Source organism: Psychrobacillus sp. FSL K6-2836, assembly GCF_038003085.1.
GTDB lineage: Bacteria > Bacillota > Bacilli > Bacillales_A > Planococcaceae > Psychrobacillus.
Map to the genome: position 1 here is coordinate 3,742,900 of NZ_JBBOOM010000001.1, position 18,133 is coordinate 3,761,032.

General features: G+C 36.7%; 15 protein-coding genes. 12 read left to right on the forward strand and 3 right to left on the reverse strand.

The window, feature by feature from the left end; genetic code table 11:
* Nucleotides 1-32 precede the first annotated feature (32 nt).
* Complete coding sequence (locus tag MKY37_RS18135) at nucleotides 33-1,124, reverse strand: M24 family metallopeptidase (RefSeq protein WP_340779136.1); 1,092 nt, start codon at nucleotides 1,122-1,124, stop codon at nucleotides 33-35.
* Nucleotides 1,125-1,252: 128 nt separating this feature from the next.
* Here MKY37_RS18135 and MKY37_RS18140 point away from each other — a divergent pair, with 128 nt between their 5' ends.
* Both MKY37_RS18140 and MKY37_RS18145 read left to right on the forward strand, forming a co-directional pair.
* Complete coding sequence (locus MKY37_RS18140; protein ID WP_340779137.1) at nucleotides 1,253-1,942, forward strand: metal-dependent hydrolase; 690 nt, start codon at nucleotides 1,253-1,255, stop codon at nucleotides 1,940-1,942.
* 55 nt (nucleotides 1,943-1,997) lie between these two features.
* A complete protein-coding gene (locus MKY37_RS18145) occupies nucleotides 1,998-3,305 on the forward strand; it encodes a DRTGG domain-containing protein (RefSeq protein WP_340779138.1) in 1,308 nt (435 codons plus the stop codon).
* A 274-nt stretch (nucleotides 3,306-3,579) separates the two neighbouring features.
* On the opposite strand, the gene MKY37_RS18150 is transcribed toward MKY37_RS18145, so the two are convergent.
* Nucleotides 3,580-3,885, reverse strand: coding sequence for a YtpI family protein (locus tag MKY37_RS18150; protein ID WP_340779139.1), 306 nt, complete (start codon nucleotides 3,883-3,885; stop codon nucleotides 3,580-3,582).
* Between the two features lie 95 nt (nucleotides 3,886-3,980).
* Between MKY37_RS18150 and MKY37_RS18155 the strand changes: the two genes are divergently transcribed.
* From MKY37_RS18155 to MKY37_RS18190, 8 genes are all read left to right on the forward strand, one after another.
* A complete protein-coding gene (locus tag MKY37_RS18155) occupies nucleotides 3,981-4,910 on the forward strand; it encodes a DHH family phosphoesterase (protein WP_340779141.1) in 930 nt (309 codons plus the stop codon).
* Nucleotides 4,911-4,924: 14 nt separating this feature from the next.
* Nucleotides 4,925-7,984 (forward strand): DNA polymerase III subunit alpha, encoded by a 3,060-nt coding sequence (gene dnaE, locus MKY37_RS18160; RefSeq protein ID WP_340779142.1) that lies wholly within the window; start codon nucleotides 4,925-4,927, stop codon nucleotides 7,982-7,984.
* Between the two features lie 108 nt (nucleotides 7,985-8,092).
* A complete protein-coding gene (locus MKY37_RS18165; RefSeq protein WP_340779143.1) occupies nucleotides 8,093-8,737 on the forward strand; it encodes a FadR/GntR family transcriptional regulator in 645 nt (214 codons plus the stop codon).
* A complete protein-coding gene (accD, locus tag MKY37_RS18170; RefSeq protein WP_340779144.1) occupies nucleotides 8,738-9,610 on the forward strand; it encodes an acetyl-CoA carboxylase, carboxyltransferase subunit beta in 873 nt (290 codons plus the stop codon). It abuts the gene before it with no gap.
* Nucleotides 9,604-10,557: an acetyl-CoA carboxylase carboxyltransferase subunit alpha gene (locus MKY37_RS18175; RefSeq protein WP_340779145.1), complete on the forward strand. Its 954-nt coding sequence runs from the start codon at nucleotides 9,604-9,606 to the stop codon at nucleotides 10,555-10,557. Before accD ends, MKY37_RS18175 begins: the two co-directional genes overlap by 7 nt.
* An 84-nt stretch (nucleotides 10,558-10,641) precedes the next feature.
* A complete protein-coding gene (pfkA, locus tag MKY37_RS18180) occupies nucleotides 10,642-11,601 on the forward strand; it encodes a 6-phosphofructokinase (protein ID WP_340779148.1) in 960 nt (319 codons plus the stop codon).
* Nucleotides 11,602-11,638: 37 nt separating this feature from the next.
* The gene (pyk, locus tag MKY37_RS18185) at nucleotides 11,639-13,399 is read left to right on the forward strand and encodes a pyruvate kinase (protein ID WP_340779150.1); all 1,761 of its coding nucleotides are present in this window, start codon (nucleotides 11,639-11,641) and stop codon (nucleotides 13,397-13,399) included.
* Between the two features lie 686 nt (nucleotides 13,400-14,085).
* The gene (locus tag MKY37_RS18190; RefSeq protein ID WP_340779151.1) at nucleotides 14,086-14,478 is read left to right on the forward strand and encodes an FxsA family protein; all 393 of its coding nucleotides are present in this window, start codon (nucleotides 14,086-14,088) and stop codon (nucleotides 14,476-14,478) included.
* On the opposite strand, the gene MKY37_RS18195 is transcribed toward MKY37_RS18190, so the two are convergent.
* The gene (locus MKY37_RS18195; RefSeq protein ID WP_340779153.1) at nucleotides 14,456-15,430 is read right to left on the reverse strand and encodes an AI-2E family transporter; all 975 of its coding nucleotides are present in this window, start codon (nucleotides 15,428-15,430) and stop codon (nucleotides 14,456-14,458) included. The genes MKY37_RS18190 and MKY37_RS18195 overlap by 23 nt on opposite strands.
* Nucleotides 15,431-15,620: 190 nt before the next feature.
* Here MKY37_RS18195 and citZ point away from each other — a divergent pair, with 190 nt between their 5' ends.
* Together citZ and icd are read left to right on the forward strand one after the other, a co-directional pair.
* Nucleotides 15,621-16,736 (forward strand): citrate synthase, encoded by a 1,116-nt coding sequence (gene citZ / locus MKY37_RS18200; RefSeq protein WP_340779154.1) that lies wholly within the window; start codon nucleotides 15,621-15,623, stop codon nucleotides 16,734-16,736.
* An 83-nt stretch (nucleotides 16,737-16,819) separates the two neighbouring features.
* A complete protein-coding gene (gene icd / locus MKY37_RS18205; RefSeq protein WP_340779155.1) occupies nucleotides 16,820-18,085 on the forward strand; it encodes an NADP-dependent isocitrate dehydrogenase in 1,266 nt (421 codons plus the stop codon).
* Nucleotides 18,086-18,133: the final 48 nt, after the last annotated feature.

Genomic DNA, 18,133 nt, shown 5'->3' on the forward strand with positions numbered 1-18,133 from the left:
CTGCAGGTCATCCACAGTGCTTTTTAAATCTATTATAAAATTTGTAATTCTTTTGGGAATTTTGTTAAAACTTCTACTCCATTTTCTGTTACAACTACATCATCTTCAATACGAACGCCTGTAATTTCCGGGTGATAAATACCTGGCTCGATTGTAAACACCATACCTGTTTCAAGTTTCATATCATTTACACCCGTAATCGATGGGAATTCATGAACTGAAATTCCAAGTCCATGTCCTAAACGATGTGTAAAATAATCACCGTAGCCAGCTTCTGTAATGACATCTCTTGCAATTTTATCAAGTGCCATAGCAGTAATGCCTGGTTTAACTGCTTCAACCGCTGCTTCTTCTGCTCGGCGAACCGTCTCATATATTTCACGTTTGTCTGGAGTAGGTTCTCCGAATGCTACAGTGCGAGTAATATCTGAGCAATAGCCATTATAAACTACGCCTAAGTCAAACAGGACAAAATCCCCTTTTTGTATTTTACGATCTCCTGGAGTTCCGTGAGGTGAGGCTGTTTTAGGTCCACTTAGAACCATCGTGTCGAATGACATCTGTGCAGCCCCTTTTTCCTTTACGGCTAACTCAATTGCATTTAAAATTTCCAGCTCTGTTTTACCTTCTGCAATTTCCTTACAACCTACTTCGATGGCATAGTCTGCAAGCTCAGCTGCCTTGCGCATGTTAACTAATTCTTCTTCTGATTTAATAACTCGAAGGTCATTAATTGTTTCGTCGATTCTAGATACTTGAAGTGCAGAAATTCGTTCTTCTAATGCTTCTAATCTTTCCACTGTCATATGCGACTTCTCAACGGCAAGGCTTTGGATATTACCAGCTGTTGCTGTGATTTTTTGTACGAGGATATCCCACGCGTTTTCCGTATCCTGATGTCCGATTATTTCTCCTGTCCATCCTGTTGCTTTTGCATCTGGAATTTCCATTTGAGGACAAATGATAAATGGAGAGGCTTCTTTGAAAATTGCTACACCTAACAGGCGTTCATGTGGGTTACTTCTAAATCCTGTAAAGTAAAATACGTTGTCTGGAGTAGTGATAAATGCTGCATCAATTTGATGAGCCTGTAGATATGATTGTATTTTTTCTGTTTGATTCATACGGGCACCTCTTTTTAAATTTAATACTATAAGCATATCAGAATAAAGGATTTCTGGCATCTACGTTGAATGAATAACTAAGTAAGAGTAATACTTTAAAATAACTACCCAAAAGGAGAGGATACATTATGCAAATCAGCTATCACGGACATTCAGTGGTGAAAATAAAAACAAATACGCACATATTCCTAATTGACCCATTTATCACAGGGAATGGACAAACCGATTTAAACGCATCCGAAGAGAAAGTAGATGTTATTTTATTGACGCATGGTCATAATGATCATCTTGGGGATACAGTAGACTTAGCAAAACGAAATAATGCCACGGTGATTGCGACATTCGAGCTTGCCAACTATATCGAATCATTCGGTATTAATGTACATGCAATGGGTATAGGGGGGGCTTATGATTTTGAGTTTGGAAGAGTGAAATTCACACAAGCATTCCATAGTAATTCTTATACGACAGAAAATGGAGAAATTATATACGGTGGAATGCCGGCAGGGGTTCTTCTTACGTTACAGGATAAAACAATCTATCATGCAGGTGATACCGCTTTGTTTGGAGATATGAAACTAATAGGGGAACGTAATAATATTGATGTTGCATTTCTTCCAATTGGGGACAATTTTACAATGGGTCCAGAGGATGCTGCGTATGCAGTGCAACTATTAAAACCTCAAATTGTAGTACCAGTGCACTATAATACGTTTCCTCCGATAAAACAAGATCCGCAAATATTCAAAAGTCTAGTAAAGACTGCAGAAGTTCAAGTGTTAAACGCAGGAGAGTTTGTTCAATGGACTCGTGACTAGGAAATGATGCTTATGTGGTACAATAAACGTATAACAATCGTTTGGATGTGACTACATGACAACAAAACATGAACAAATTTTAGCATACATTGAAAAACTTCCAGTTGGCGATAAAATATCTGTTAGACAAATAGCCAAAGATTTGACTGTCAGTGAGGGGACAGCCTATCGCGCGATTAAAGAGGCAGAAACTAGAAGGCTAGTTAGTACAATTGAAAGAGTAGGAACGATTCGAATCGAGTTAAAGAAAAAAGAGCATTTCGAGCGTTTAACCTATGCAGAAGTAGTAAACATTGTAGATGGACAGGTTTTAGGTGGAAAAACAGGATTGCATAAAACATTAAACAAATTTGTCATTGGTGCAATGCAACTTGAAGACATGATGCGGTATGTAGAACCGAGTAATCTGTTAATAGCGGGAAATCGACTTAAGGTTCATGAAACTGCGTTACAAGCAGGTGCTGCAGTATTAGTTACAGGTGGTTTTGATGTTACAGAGAATACAAAAAGGTTAGCAGACGAGCTAGAGCTTCCTGTCATATCTACTAGTTTTGATACATTTACTGTAGCTACGATGATTAATCGTGCCATTGACGACCAACTTATTAAAAAAGATGTGTTATTAATCGAGGATATATATGTTCCACTACAAGAGACGTCATATTTGTATGCAACAGATAAAGTCAAACAATACCGAGTACTGAATGATGTTACGACGCATGGTGTTTTCCCAGTAGTAGATGCATCGAAGAAACTAGTAGGAATTATTACTGCGAGAGATGTCATCGGTAAATCGAACAATGAACCAATTGAAAAAGTTATGACGAAAAATCCGATTTCTGTCACGATGAAAACAAGTGTATCTTCTGCAAGTCATCGAATGATCTGGGAAGGCGTAGATTTGTTACCTGTAGTGCGGGATACAAATTATTTAGAGGGTGTCATTAGTAGACAAGATGTATTGAAAGCATTGCAAGCTGCTGCTAGACAACCACAAAACGGTGAAACGATCGATGATATTGTAAAGCAACAAATAAAAATCATTTCTACAGAAGATTTTATATTTGAATTTGTTGTTACACCACAAATGACAGATCATTATGGCGCTATGTCCAATGGTGCTTTTACAATATTAGTAACTGAAACCGGGGCACAAACCTTGAAGATTCGTAAGCGTGGAGAAAGTGTCGTGGAGAATATGACCATTTACTATACGAAGCCAATTCAGCTCGAAAGTATCTTACGCATTCAAGCCAGAGTGTTAGAATTGAGTAGAAAAGTAGCGAAGATGGATATTGAAATCTTTAATGACAAACTATTAGTCGGAAAAGCAATGGTAACGTATCAGTTATTGGAGAGATAAGACAAACCTTGCAAAAAAACGCCCGGTCCTTTAAAAACAAAAACGTAGATATACCGTTGGTTTCCGCTTCGAGCAGACGCTTTCCGTGGGCACGGCTTCAGCCGCTTCACTCGCGATGCTCAGTCCAGGGTCTTCAGCTCGCCCCGCGGAAAGCGTCCACCTGAAACGGAAATCAGTTGTATTATTCATTCTTTTCATTCCATAAACTCAGTGTTCACGCTACATTTTTATACTTTCTTATCTTTTAAAAAATGATGCAGCTAGTTTAGCTGCATCATTGATTAATAGATAATTCTTCTTCTACAAATTGCCCGTAGTGCTTGGCCACTTTTACATTGTGATACGTAAAATAACCTCCCAGTAAGATAAACAGACCGGCAACAATATATGTTACGGAAGATTGGTAAATGATTAAAAAGTTAATGCCAAAAAATAATAAAAAAGCTCCAAGACAAACAGAAGCCTTTGCACCAAGCCATTTTTTACGAATAGGTAATGGTGTGCGGAATTGTTTCGTTTTAAAATAAAAATACCAAACAAATGTAACTACTATTGCAGCTACTAATAGTATATTAAGCATAATGAACCTCCAATAAAAAGTTAACCTTCTATCTATTGTAAAGGGAAATTTATAAAAATGCGAATAGTAAAACCAAACAAGAGAGGTAATTTCAGATGAAAAGACAAATCATAGACACAATAGAAAAGTATGACAAGATTATTTTGCATCGCCATGTTAGACCTGATCCAGATGCCTATGGTTCGCAAATCGGTTTAAAAGAGCTCATTTCATTAAATTATCCAACAAAGAAAGTCTTAGCAACGGGCACTCATGATAATACTTTAAATTTCCTTGCCCATCCTGATAATGTTTCTGATGAGGATTTTGAAAATGCTTTAATCATTGTTACAGATACAGCAAATACGGAAAGAATTGATGATGCTCGTTATAAGCTTGGAAGTTTTCTTATGAAAATAGATCATCATCCTAACGATGATGCCTATGGTGATTTACTGTGGGTAAATACAGATGCTAGTTCGGTTAGTGAAATGATTTGTGAGTTGTTCGTAGAAGCAAAAGAATATAAACAGTGGAAAATGGATGCCTCCATTGCACGTTTATTATTTGCAGGAATTGTAGGGGATACAGGTAGATTTATGTTCCAAAGTACAACCAAGCAGACTATGGATTTTGCTGGAGAGTTGTTAACATATGATTTTGATAGTACTGCTTTATATAATGGAATGTATGAAGTCGAAAGAAATCTCCTTCAGCTAAAAGGCTATGTATACGAAAACTTTGAGATGGATGAAACTGGTGTAGGTCATGTTAAACTTACGAAAGAAATTCTCCAAAAGTATAAAGTAGATCAATCAGAAGCGTCTCTGCTAGTAAGTTCCTTAGCTGATGTGAAGGGTATGAAATGTTGGGTATTTTTTATAGAAGACTCCTCAGAAATTCGAGTTCGACTTCGTTCAAAAGGTCCTGTTATCAATGGAATAGCCAAAAAGTATGGCGGTGGAGGACATCCACTTGCTTCAGGAGCTGCCGTAAAGACATGGGAAGAAGCTGCTTTGGTTATAGAAGATTTAAAAATGTTGTAAATTGAGGTGTTTACATGAAAACAGTATATCCACAAATTGTGACGTCGGCGGATATGCTGAAGAGCACAATACAATTGGAACAACTTACGCAAAAGCTAAAACAGAATAATGCGAGGGCAGCTGCCATTACAAATAGTAAATTGTATGGATTACTGCCTTTTTGGCATGCATTACATGCGCACAAGATTAAACCTGTCCTGGGACTCACCGTTAATGTTCAATTAGAGTCAAATATTGTAGGTCTGGTGCTATACGCGAAAGATCATAATGGTTATGAAAATTTGCTGAAAATATCAAGTAGTATCGAGACAAGAGATATTACAGCTCTACCTAAAAGATGGCTAGAAGCATATAAAAGTGGATTGATCGCTGTTTATAAAGGGGAGTCTTCTACTTCGATAGAGCAGCTTACCGAATTGCAAAATATATTTGGAAGTGTGAATTTCTATCTTGCAATGGAACGACCAAATGGTGAAAAACTAGACCATGAAGAAATAATCATTCAGTTGGGTGAACAGTTGTCCATACCAATTACTGCATACCATATGAGTCGATACATAGAAAAAGAAGATGCTTTTGCATATGAAGTGTTAAATGCGATGGATCAGTCGCTAAAAATGAGTGATCACGCTCGCTTAAAACCTTCTTCCAACTCCCTTCATCTCCTTTCTACTGAAGAATGGAGTGAATGGTTTTCAGACGTTCCAAACTGGATTGAAAACACAGAGCAGATGCTTAATAGCTGTAATGTTGATATTGAAAAAACTGCTTCTATTATGCCTAAATATCCATTACCCGAAACGAAGAATTCTAAGGACTTTTTAAGAGAACTTTGTGAGGATGGACTGAGTAAACGGATAAAGGAAATTACGAAGCCATATATAGAGCGCTTAAATTATGAACTGTCCATTATTAACCAAATGAACTATGAGGACTATTTTTTAATCGTTCAGGATTTCATGAAGTTCTCTAAACAACAAAATATATTAACTGGCCCGGGTCGTGGATCTTCCGCCAGTTCACTTGTAGCATTTTCTTTAAATATTACCGACGTAGATCCCCTTCGTTATGGTTTACTATTTGAGCGGTTTTTAAATCCAGAACGAATTACAATGCCAGATATTGATATTGACTTTGCGGATTCGAGAAGGATGGAAGTTATTCAATATGTCGTAGAGAAATATGGAAAGAACTATGTCTCCCAAATTATTACGTTTGGAACATTGTCAGCAAAAGCTGCTGCTAGAGAAGTTGCTAGAGTGTTTGGATTTGAGTCTACTACTTTGGAAGCTATTTCTTCTTTTATACCTGCAAAGCCCGGAATCACGTTAAATGAAGCATATACGATGTCTGAGAAGTTGCGTGAGTTTATACAAACAGAAGACGTTCGAAAAAAATGGTTTAAGGTCGCACTTGCTTTAGAGGGATTACCAAGGAATGCCTCTACACACGCAGCAGGGGTGGTATTATCACCAGTATCTTTAGTGGACGTTATTCCTATTCAAAGTGGGCATGAGGATATCTATTTAACGCAATGGCCGATGAAGGAAGTAGAACAAGTCGGATTACTTAAAATGGATTTTTTAGGGCTACGAAATTTGACGATTATTGAAAGAATTTTGAAGATCATTAATTATAAACAATCAAATCCATTTAAATTAACAGAAATTCCGCTGCATGATGAGCTGACCTTTCAGCTATTACAGCAAGGAAATACTACAGGTGTATTTCAATTGGAATCAGCCGGAATGCGACAAGCCCTTAAACAAATTCATCCAACAAAGTTTGAAGATGTAGTTGCAGTAAACGCATTATTCCGTCCAGGTCCAATGGAAAGCATACCTCTATACGCAAAGCGAAAAGCAGGACAGGCTCCCATAACTTATGAACATCCCATATTAGAGCCAATTTTAAAAGAAACCTATGGCATCATAGTTTACCAGGAGCAGATTATGCAAATTGCCTCAAAAATGGCTGGTTTTACGTTCGGAGAAGCCGATTTATTACGTAGAGCTGTAAGCAAAAAAAATCGTGAAGTTTTACAAAATGAACGTGTACACTTTGTTCAAAAAGCTATTCAAGAGGGGCACTCAGAACAGTCAGCGTCAGCAGTTTATGATTTAATCGTCCGATTTGCTGACTATGGTTTTCCAAAAAGTCATGCTGTGGCCTATAGTGTTATTTCTTTTCAAATGGCTTATTTAAAAGCACATTTCCCTGTAGCTTTTTATAGTGCTTTATTGAGCATAGCTACCGGAAACCAAGCGAAAATAAATGAGTTAATGATGGAAATGAAACAAAAAGACATGGAGATTCTTGCACCCTCCATTTTCCGTAGTCAACGCTTCTTCACAGTTGAAAAAGGAGGAGTGCGATTTGGTTTACAAGCCATAAAAGGGGTTTCCTATAATTTTATACAAAAATTATTACAGAAACGTATCGAACGAGAAACCAAATGGGAGGATATATTTGACTTGGCTTCTGATTTGTCAGCAGTTCATTTTACAAGAAAAAATGTAGAACCATTGATCAAAGCAGGGGCTTTAGATGAATTCGGTTATGAGAGATCGACTCTGTTATCTACTTTAGACGCAGCTGTTAAATATGCTGAATTGATAAGTCCCACCGAGGAATCAGATTTGTTTGGGGGAGATGCCTCTCATTTTGGAAAGTCTAAGTATATAAAATCAGATCCACTTCCAATTATGGAGAAGCTACAATTTGAAAAGGAAGTTTTAGGTCAATACTTTTCAGAGCATCCTACACTATCTAAGAAGAAAATGTTGAAGGATAAAATCAATAACATTTGGGATATATTGCAGACAACAAAAGATATGTCTGTAAAGATAGTAGGACTAATACAGGACATAAAACGAATTCGTACAAAAAAAGGAGAGGCAATGGCTTTTCTAACAGTACAGGACGATACTGGTAGCTTGTCAGTAACCTTATTTCCAGAGGAATATGCAAAATTTAATACGTTATTAAAAGAGCAGGAAATGCTTGTTATCACAGGAAAATCAGAACGTAGAAATGGCCGCTCTCAAATCATTACTAAATATATGGAGAAGTAAACTGCTTATTTAATATGCAGTTTTTTCTTTACGTATGTAGAAATCTTTTGTATGCTATTAATTATGAGTGGTCAGACCACTTTGTAATTTATGGAAGAGTGAGGCTTAATGGACCCAACGAATAATCCTAAAAAAATGTTTCTGGAAATAGTCAAGCAGTTGAGACAACTAATTGCAGAAGAAAATGTTTCTGTTGGTGGTAAATTGCCTTCTGAAAGAGAGCTAGCAGAGCGACTTCAGGTAGGTAGATCAACAGTAAGGGAAGCGCTTAGGAGTTTAGAATTACTCGGTCTAATAGAAACACGTCGAGGTGAAGGTACTTTTCTATCGGATTATCGCAAGCATCGGCTAGTTGAGGTACTATCTACATTTATCCTACAAGAGTCTAAGTCGAAGGAAGATGTGCATATAACGAGACATGCATTAGAGAAAGATGCAATCTATACAATTAGTAACTCTAAGAGACTTTATGAACTACATATATGGGATGCCTTTAAAGAAAAACTTATGGTAGAAGAAATAATTCGAGAAGATATAATTCGTGAAATTATAATCATCTCCAATAATCGATTAGGTTTAAAAATTTGGTTTTTGTTAAAACAGTTTGCAGGAGAGCCTTACCAAGAGATTATGATTCTAGAAGAGAAATCACTTTGGATTCAGCTTCTTACTGCAATGCAAAATGGAGAAGAACACCAAGCGATATCTCTATATAATGAATGGCTTTTGCTAATTAATAGGGGAGATGTATAAATGAGTATTCGAGATATATTTAGAAAAAATCAAAAGAAAAAATATGCCACAATACCGACTGAAAAAGCAAAAAATGATGTGCCAGAAGGTATTATGATGAAATGCCCTGAGTGTAGAAAAAATGTATTTACAAAAGACTTGATGAAGAATTTAAAGGTATGTCCTACATGTGATCATCATATGAAAATGACAGCCTGGGAGCGTGTAGAAATTTTTCTAGATGAAAATACATTTGAGTCGATGGATGATCATTTAGAAACTGTAAATCCTTTGAATTTCCCTAGTTATACGGAAAAGATAAAGGCGGACGCACAAAAGACAGGATTGAATGAAGCTGTTCTTACTGGAATTGGACAATTAGATGGACAACAAGTCGTTGTAGCTATCATGGATTCACATTTTAGAATGGGATCTATGGGTTCAGTAGTAGGCGAGAAAATTACGAGAGCTGTTGAGAAGGCTACAGAGCTTAGTATTCCTTTTATTATTTTCACTGCAAGTGGAGGAGCAAGAATGCAAGAAGGTGTCCTTTCGCTAATGCAAATGGCAAAAACGTCTGTAGCATTAAGACGACATAGTGATCATGGACTATTATATATTTCAATTCTTACGCATCCTACAACGGGTGGAGTTTCTGCAAGCTTCGCATCAGTAGGAGATATTAATATTGCCGAGCCTAAAGCTTTAATCGGCTTTGCTGGTAGACGAGTGATTGAACAGACAGTGCGAGAAAAACTTCCAGAAGATTTTCAAACTGCTGAGTTTTTGATGAATCATGGACAGTTGGATGCCATAATTCATCGAAAAGAAATGCGCGAAAAAGTTGCTTCCATCGTTCATCTTCATATGACTAAGGAGGGTGCAAAATGGTAAAAGTACTACCTTTTGAAGAACCAATTGTACAATTAAAAACAAAAATAGAAGAATTGAAAGAGTACACAAAAAGTGCTGACGTTGATATGTCAGTAGAAATCGTCAATTTAGAAGCTAGACTAGAAAAATTAGAGCAAGAGATATATGAAAATATGGAACCTTGGGATCGGGTTCAGGTCGCTCGTCATCCTAGTCGTCCCACTACAAGAGATTATATCCAATTATTATGTACAGAATTTATTGAACTCCACGGAGATAGATTTTTCGGTGACGATGCAGCGATTATAGGTGGAATAGCGTTGTTTGAAGGGAAACCAATAACAATCATTGGACATCAAAGAGGGTTAGATACAAAAGAGAATATAAAACGTAATTTTGGTATGCCTCATCCAGAGGGGTATCGAAAAGCCTTGCGATTAATGAAACAAGCAGAAAAGTTTAATCGTCCGATAGTTTGTATGATAGATACGAAAGGCGCTTATCCAGGAAAAGCAGCGGAGGAACGTGGGCAAAGTGAAGCTATAGCTAGAAACTTAGTAGAAATGGCTGGACTTAAAGTGCCGGTAATAAGTGTTGTTATTGGAGAAGGTGGCAGTGGAGGAGCATTAGCATTAGGTGTAGCTAATCATATTCATATGTTAGAAAACTCTACGTACTCCGTTATTTCACCAGAAGGAGCTGCATCGATTCTTTGGAAGGATGCATCCTTGGCAAAACAAGCTGCAGAAGCGATGAAAATTACTGCTCCAGATTTAAAGAAGATGGGTATTATTGATACTGTCATCACAGAAGTACATGGAGGAGCTCATAAAGATATAGCCGCACAGGCTAATTATATGAAAGAAACCCTTCTTACTTCTTTAAAACAATTACAGAATTTAGCACCAGATGAACTAATAGAAAATCGTTATGTTAAATTTAAAAATATTGGGGAATTTAATGAATAAAATGCGTCAAGAACGACGCATTTTTTTTTAGTTCATTTCATGATAAGCTTATATTATGAAATTCATGTTTTGGAGGAGAAATAGATGAAGAGAATTGGCGTATTAACAAGTGGAGGAGACGCTCCCGGCATGAACGCAGCAGTTCGAGCTGTTGTAAGAAAAGCCATCTACGAGGGGCTGGAAGTAGTGGGTATCTTCCATGGCTATCAAGGTCTAATCGAAGGTAAAATGGAAGTTTTAGACCTAGGTTCTGTTGGCGATATTATTCAAAGAGGTGGAACAAAACTGTATTCCGCAAGATGCCCAGAGTTCCGGACAGAGGAAGGTCAACAAAAAGCGGTAGAGCAACTAAAGGCTCATGGTATTGAAGGTTTAGTAATTATCGGTGGGGATGGTTCTTATCGTGGTTCTATGAAATTAACGGAAAATGGTTTCCCTTGTGTAGGAATACCAGGAACAATCGATAATGATATTCCAGGTACAGATTATACGCTTGGATTTGATACAGCTTTAAATACAGTCATCGAAAGTATCGATAAAATCAGAGATACTGCCACATCGCATGAACGTACATTTATCGTGGAAGTAATGGGGAGAGATGCCGGAGACCTTGCTTTATGGGCTGGAGTTGCAGGTGGAGCAGAAACTATTATTATTCCTGAAGTAGAGATAAATATGGATGAGATTGTCGAGCGTCTAAAAAGCGGTTCGGAACGAGGGAAAAAGCATAGTATTATTATTGTTGCTGAGGGTGTGATGAGTGGTGCAGAATTTGCTAGTAAACTCAAGGACTTAGCAGATATTGAGACGAGAGTTTCGGTACTTGGACATATTCAACGCGGTGGTTCACCAACAGGTCGCGATCGTGTGCTAGCAAGTTTATTTGGAGCTAAAGCTGTAGAGGTTCTTCTAACTGGAAATGGCGGGCGTGCGATTGGCATACGGAATCATCAAGTGGTAGACTATGATATGAATGAAGCATTTGAAAATCATGAAGAATTTGATATATCTATGTATCAATTATCTAAAGAATTATCTATCTAATGAGGCAATATCTTCCCATTATAGAAAGGACTGTACTATGAGAAAAACTAAAATAGTTTGTACAATTGGACCCGCAAGTGAATCAGAAGAAATGTTAGAGAAACTAATTAATGCTGGTATGAATGTTGCCAGATTGAATTTCTCACATGGAAATCACGAGGAACATTCTGCAAGAATTCAAACGATTCGTAAAGTATCTAAGAAAACAGGTAAAGTTGTTGGAATATTATTGGATACAAAAGGACCTGAAATTCGCACACATAAAATGGAAAATGGTGCGATTGAGCTTCAATCTGGAGAAACAATTGAAATTTCGATGACAGAAGTGTTAGGTACTTTAGAGCGTTTCTCTATTTCCTACGAAAAATTAATCGAGGATGTTCATGAAGGTTCAGTCATTCTATTGGATGACGGACTAATTGAATTAATCGTGCAAAAAATTGATAAAGAGAATGGAATTATTTCTACTTATATTCAAAATGCAGGAACGTTAAAAAATAATAAAGGTGTCAATGTACCAGGAGTATCGGTACAATTACCTGGCATGACAGAAAAGGATGCTCAGGATATCCTCTTTGGTATTGAACAGGATATAGACTTTGTTGCTGCTTCTTTCGTTCGTCGTGCAAAAGATGTGCTAGAAATCCGTAAGCTACTAGAAGAAAATAATGGTGAACATATTCAAATTATCGCTAAAATCGAAAATCAAGAAGGCGTAGATAATATTGATGAAATTATTCAAGTATCTGACGGCTTAATGGTTGCAAGGGGAGATCTAGGTGTAGAAATTCCAGCAGAAGAAGTTCCTTTAGTTCAAAAGAAACTAATTACAAAATGTAACGAAGCTGGAAAACCTGTTATTACAGCTACTCAAATGCTCGATTCTATGCAAAGAAATCCTAGACCTACTCGCGCAGAAGCAAGTGACGTCGCAAATGCTATATTTGATGGAACAGATGCAATTATGCTTTCTGGGGAAACAGCAGCTGGGCTTTATCCAGTAGAGGCTGTTCAAACGATGGATAAAATAGCTCGTCGTACGGAAAATGCAGTAGATTATCGTGAAAATGTAACGAAAATTAGTAAAGCACGTGACGTTAACCTAACGGATGCTATTGGTCAAGCAGTTGCACACACGGCGATAAACCTAAAGGTAAAAGCAGTTATTGCACCAACCGAAAGTGGATATACTGCAAAAATGATTGCTAAATTTAGACCTGGTGTTCCGATTATTGCTGTGACTTCAACTGCTACCCCATCTAGAAAACTAACATTAGTTTGGGGAGTATATCCAATTGTTGGAAAAAAAGCTCACTCAACAGATGAGATTTTGGAAGTAGCTGTGGAGGAAAGTATTCTTCACCATTACGTAACTCATGGGGATCTAGTTGTCATTACGGCTGGTGTACCTGTTGGAGAAGCGGGCACAACAAACTTGATGAAGGTTCATATTATTGGAGACTTAGTTGCAAGAGGACAAGGTATTGGTAAAAATACTGCATTCGGAAAAGCAATAGTTGTGAATAACGCGGAAGAATTAGCTGGACAAGATACAACGGATAGTATTATTGTGACATTAGGATCTGACCGTGATATGGTCCCTAGTATTGAAAAATGCAGAGGTTTAATCACCGAAGAGGGTGGTTTAACTAGTCATGCCGCAGTCGTTGGACTTAGCTTAGGTGTGCCGGTTATTGTAGGTGTTAAAGATGCCACAACTCTTATAAAAAATGGCCAAGAATTAACGATAGATGCTGAAAGTGGATTTATCTATCATGGTCACGCTAGCATAATTTAAGAAAATGCCTCACCCTAAAAGGTGGGGCTTTTATTGAATGAAAAGAAGTAGCGTATTAGAATCTATTTATTAATACTATTGATTTTCGTTTCAGGTGGACGCTTTCCGCGGGGTGAGCGATGAGCCGTCACCGTCGCTTGCGCGTCGATGTGATGCCTCATCTGTCTCACTCATCCCGGTGGAGTCGCCACCTTGCACTACAATCAATTAAGTGAGCAGTACTCAGCAGGAAGATTTTGCAGAGCCTATCGCTAAGATGATATCATTAGGCAGAGTGATTATAGTGATAAAACTTTCTGTAATCGTTGTTGATTTAGAGATGCTATTATTTAGTGATAGATAGTGGGAAATTTAAAAAAATAGTAAGTTTTACTTAATAAAGAAGCAAAATAGCGACCGAAATTGTAATTTAGGACACATACTCTATGAATAAGAAAGTTCTTTTCCCTAGTTATCCGAAAAGACACTTGCCTGTTTCTCAAAGTTGTAGAAGGGCGACGGACAGACAAACGCCATAAGATTACCGAGAAAAGGGAGGCTGGTCGTGACGTCAGTCACGATCAGCCTCTCAAAAAATTATCCGATAATATTGTAGTAACAAGTCTGTCCAATGCCCGCTGGAAACGTTTGAAATAGGTTTTGAGTTTAAATGGTGCTTAAGCTATTTCTAAAAGGAAGGTGAAATGATGAAATGGATTATTGGTTTGTTTATCTTAATCCCTGCGGTTGAATTATATATTCTAATGCTATCAGGTAAAACGATTGGAGTAGGATATACATTTTTATTGATCATTGCAAGTGGAATAATTGGTGGCTATTTTGCAAAAAGACAAGGCTTTAAAGCATTCCGTGAAGTATCCGACAGCGTTAAAAACTATCAAGCACCAGGAGAAGCAGCGATAAATGGTATTAGTATATTTGTCGGAGCTATATTAGTTGTACTGCCTGGATTTATCTCTGATTTAATTGGCTTCATGCTTTTATTTGCTCCAACGCGTAACTTATTTAAACCACTTGTTTATAGATGGATTCGCAAAAAGATGAAAAACGGTCAAGTTATTGTGATGAAGTCTTCGTAAAGCTTTCCCATTTATGGGCGAATAGATAAATAAATGGACTAAACAATATCCCTACAAATCCAAAGATTAAAATGGCTGCCGCGCTCAAATAAAAGACGTGGACAGCCTTTATTTGTGTGGTGGATGACCAGAGTACCGATTCGACGATATGTCTTGTTAACTGAACAAACAAGTATAAAAGTAAGATAATAGTACCTACCATATGCATTTCCATTAAAAAAAAGTAAATACATAAAGGGATTAGTATTAGGCCTGTACCTAAAAAAGGAACGCTATCGACTAAAGAAATAAGAAATGCATACTTAATCGGATTATGTAATCCTAATACCGAAAATCCAATAGTGATTAAGATAAACGTTAATACAAATAACTTAAACTCTACATGTATAAATTGATTTACGATGGTTGAAGATTTCAATAATGCTCTGTGGCAAAGACTGCGCATTTTTTTAGGAAAGTAAACTAGAAACCATTCTCGGTCCTTTATAGATTCGATTAAGGAAAAGAATAATCCAATACTAAACAAGAATATCTCAAAAAAATAAGAGGGTAAATGCGTTACATTTAATAATAAATCATTCAATATTTTATTTAGTAATGTTTGAAATTTGCCTTCAAACATCATAAATATAGGGTGATTTTGTATTTCCATAACAGGTAGTAAAACAACATGTTCGTGTATAAATGGAATTAGATCAATTAATGTTTGAATTAGAAAAAATAAGATGATTAAAAAACTCGATAAAATTAAAACTACAGTGAGTAAAACACTTAAAAATACTGGAATTTTGAATTTTTTATGTAATAAATTAGTTAATGGAAATAGAAAGTAACCTCCAATAATTGACAAAGTAAGAGGGTAAGCAATAAATGATATCAGTATAATTATTCCAATTGGCAGCCATTGTGATAACAAATCTTTTTTATTTAATTGTAGAGTAATCATTTTCATCCAATCTTTTCAATTAATTAGGAGATTTTATGATATTTTTCAACAAACTTAAGCGTTTTCATTCACAAAGACGACAATATTGATTATACTGTTTAAGTAAGCAATACTAAAAACATTAATATATACATATAGTTCTTCTGATTTTGAAAATATGATCAGAAGTCTTATGTTGTAAAGGGGAGACTTTGATATGACAACAACTAAAGGTTTAGAAGGAATTGTAGCGGCAGAAACGTCAATCAGTTCAATCATCGATGATACACTTACATACGTTGGATATGATATTGATGATTTAGCAAACAATGCGAGCTTTGAAGAAGTAGTTTACTTGCTTTGGCATAAGCGTCTTCCAAATGCGACAGAACTTGCTGAATTGAAGCAACAATTAGCTGATCATATGGCTGTACCGCAAGAAGTTTTGAATTTTTTCAAAACATTCCCAATCAATGATGTACATCCAATGACTGCTCTTAGAACAACAGTTTCTATGCTTGCATTATATGATGATGCTGCAGAAGATATGTCCGATGAGGCGAATTACTTAAAAGCAATTAAATTACAAGCAAAAATCCCGACATTAGTAACAGCTTTCTCACGTGTTCGCAAAGGTCAAGAACCTGTAGCACCTAAAACAGACTTAGGCTATGCTGCTAACTTCTTGTACATGCTACACGGAGAATTACCACAAGACATAGAGGTCGAAGCGTTTGACAAAGCACTTGTATTGCATGCGGATCATGAGTTGAATGCTTCTACATTCACTGCTCGCGTATGTGTAGCAACCCTTTCAGACATCTATTCTGGCGTAGTTGCAGCAATTGGAGCTTTAAAAGGACCTCTACATGGTGGAGCAAACGAGCAAGTTATGAAAATGTTAACTGAAATCGATACACTTGATAATGTTGACACTTATATTGACGAAAAATTAGAAAACAAAGTAAAAATTATGGGATTCGGTCACCGTGTATATAGAAAAGGAGATCCACGTGCAAAACATTTACGTGAAATGTCTAAAAAATTGACTACACTTAATGGCGAATCTAAACTATATGATATGTCTATTCGTATCGAAGAAATAGTTACAGGACAAAAGAACTTACCACCAAACGTAGATTTCTATTCTGCATCTGTTTATCATTCCTTGAAAATAGATCATGATTTATTTACACCAATCTTTGCAGTATCACGTGTATCTGGTTGGAGCGCTCATATTCTTGAGCAATATGCAAACAATCGTTTAATCCGTCCACGTGCAGAATATGTAGGGCCTGGAATGCAAAAATATATTCCAATTGAAGAAAGATAATAGTAGTATTATCTTAGTAGCTAGGGCTTAAACACTTCCCGTGTTTACTGCCCTATGATTATGATAGTAGGAGGAAATAACAAATGACAACAGGCAAAATTACAGTAGAAAACGGTGTACTTAACGTACCAAACACAGCAGTAATTCCTTTCATCGAGGGAGACGGAACAGGTCCAGATATTTGGGCAGCAGCATCCCGTGTATTAGAAGCTTCAGTAGAAAAAGCTTATAATGGTGAAAAGAAAATTGAATGGAAAGAAGTTCTTGCAGGTCAAAAAGCATTCGATAAAACTGGCGAATGGTTACCTCAAGAAACTTTAGATGTTATTAATGAGTACCTAATTGCTATTAAAGGACCTTTAACTACACCAATCGGTGGGGGAATTCGTTCATTAAACGTAGCGTTACGTCAAGAACTTGATCTATATACTTGCCTGCGTCCAGTTCGTTATTTCACTGGTGTTCCATCTCCAGTTAAACGTCCGGAAGATACAGACATGGTTATTTTCCGTGAAAATACGGAAGATATCTACGCTGGTATTGAGTATGCAAAAGGTACAGATAATGCGAAAAAACTAATCGATTTCTTACAAACAGAATTCGGTGTTACAAATATTCGTTTCCCAGAAACTTCAGGTATCGGTATTAAACCAATTTCTGAAGAAGGTACAAAACGTTTAGTTCGCGCGGCTATTAACTATATTATTAAAGAAGGTCGTACTTCTTTAACATTAGTTCATAAAGGGAATATCATGAAGTTCACAGAAGGTGCTTTCAAAACTTGGGGTTACGAAGTAGCAGAACAAGAATTTGGTGATAAAGTATTTACTTGGAACCAATATGATCAAATTAAAGAAGAGCAAGGAACGGAAGCTGCTGACAAAGCACAAGCTGATGCACTTGCAGCTGGTAAAATTCTAGTAAAAGATTCGATTGCTGATATCTTCTTACAACAAATTTTAACACGTCCAAAAGAGTTTGATGTAGTTGCTACAATGAACTTAAACGGAGATTATATTTCTGATGCACTTGCTGCACAAGTTGGTGGTATCGGTATTGCTCCAGGAGCTAATATTAACTATGTAACTGGACATGCTATTTTCGAGGCTACTCATGGTACAGCTCCTAAATATGCTGGACTTGACAAAGTTAACCCATCATCCGTTATTCTTTCAGGAGTATTAATGCTAGAACATTTAGGCTGGACTGAAGCTGCGAAACTTATCATGGATTCAATGGAGAAATCTATCGCTTCTAAAGTGGTTACTTATGATTTCGCTCGTTTAATGGATGGTGCAACTGAAGTTAAATGTTCTGAATTCGCTGATGAACTTATTAAAAATATGTAATATGAAATTGAATTTTGGTTTTTAAGGAAGGGAATTTTCCCTTCCTTT

Excerpts from the sequence above, each read along its gene's own strand:
- MKY37_RS18135 (WP_340779136.1), bottom strand. The coding sequence starts at position 1,124 with ATGAATCAAACAGAAAAAATACAATCATATCTACAGGCTCATCAAATT.
- MKY37_RS18140 (WP_340779137.1), top strand. The coding sequence starts at position 1,253 with ATGCAAATCAGCTATCACGGACATTCAGTGGTGAAAATAAAAACAAAT.
- MKY37_RS18145 (WP_340779138.1), top strand. The coding sequence starts at position 1,998 with ATGACAACAAAACATGAACAAATTTTAGCATACATTGAAAAACTTCCA.
- MKY37_RS18150 (WP_340779139.1), bottom strand. The coding sequence starts at position 3,885 with ATGCTTAATATACTATTAGTAGCTGCAATAGTAGTTACATTTGTTTGG.
- MKY37_RS18155 (WP_340779141.1), top strand. The coding sequence starts at position 3,981 with ATGAAAAGACAAATCATAGACACAATAGAAAAGTATGACAAGATTATT.
- dnaE (WP_340779142.1), top strand. The coding sequence starts at position 4,925 with ATGAAAACAGTATATCCACAAATTGTGACGTCGGCGGATATGCTGAAG.
- MKY37_RS18165 (WP_340779143.1), top strand. The coding sequence starts at position 8,093 with ATGGACCCAACGAATAATCCTAAAAAAATGTTTCTGGAAATAGTCAAG.
- accD (WP_340779144.1), top strand. The coding sequence starts at position 8,738 with ATGAGTATTCGAGATATATTTAGAAAAAATCAAAAGAAAAAATATGCC.
- MKY37_RS18175 (WP_340779145.1), top strand. The coding sequence starts at position 9,604 with ATGGTAAAAGTACTACCTTTTGAAGAACCAATTGTACAATTAAAAACA.
- pfkA (WP_340779148.1), top strand. The coding sequence starts at position 10,642 with ATGAAGAGAATTGGCGTATTAACAAGTGGAGGAGACGCTCCCGGCATG.
- pyk (WP_340779150.1), top strand. The coding sequence starts at position 11,639 with ATGAGAAAAACTAAAATAGTTTGTACAATTGGACCCGCAAGTGAATCA.
- MKY37_RS18190 (WP_340779151.1), top strand. The coding sequence starts at position 14,086 with ATGAAATGGATTATTGGTTTGTTTATCTTAATCCCTGCGGTTGAATTA.
- MKY37_RS18195 (WP_340779153.1), bottom strand. The coding sequence starts at position 15,430 with ATGAAAATGATTACTCTACAATTAAATAAAAAAGATTTGTTATCACAA.
- citZ (WP_340779154.1), top strand. The coding sequence starts at position 15,621 with ATGACAACAACTAAAGGTTTAGAAGGAATTGTAGCGGCAGAAACGTCA.
- icd (WP_340779155.1), top strand. The coding sequence starts at position 16,820 with ATGACAACAGGCAAAATTACAGTAGAAAACGGTGTACTTAACGTACCA.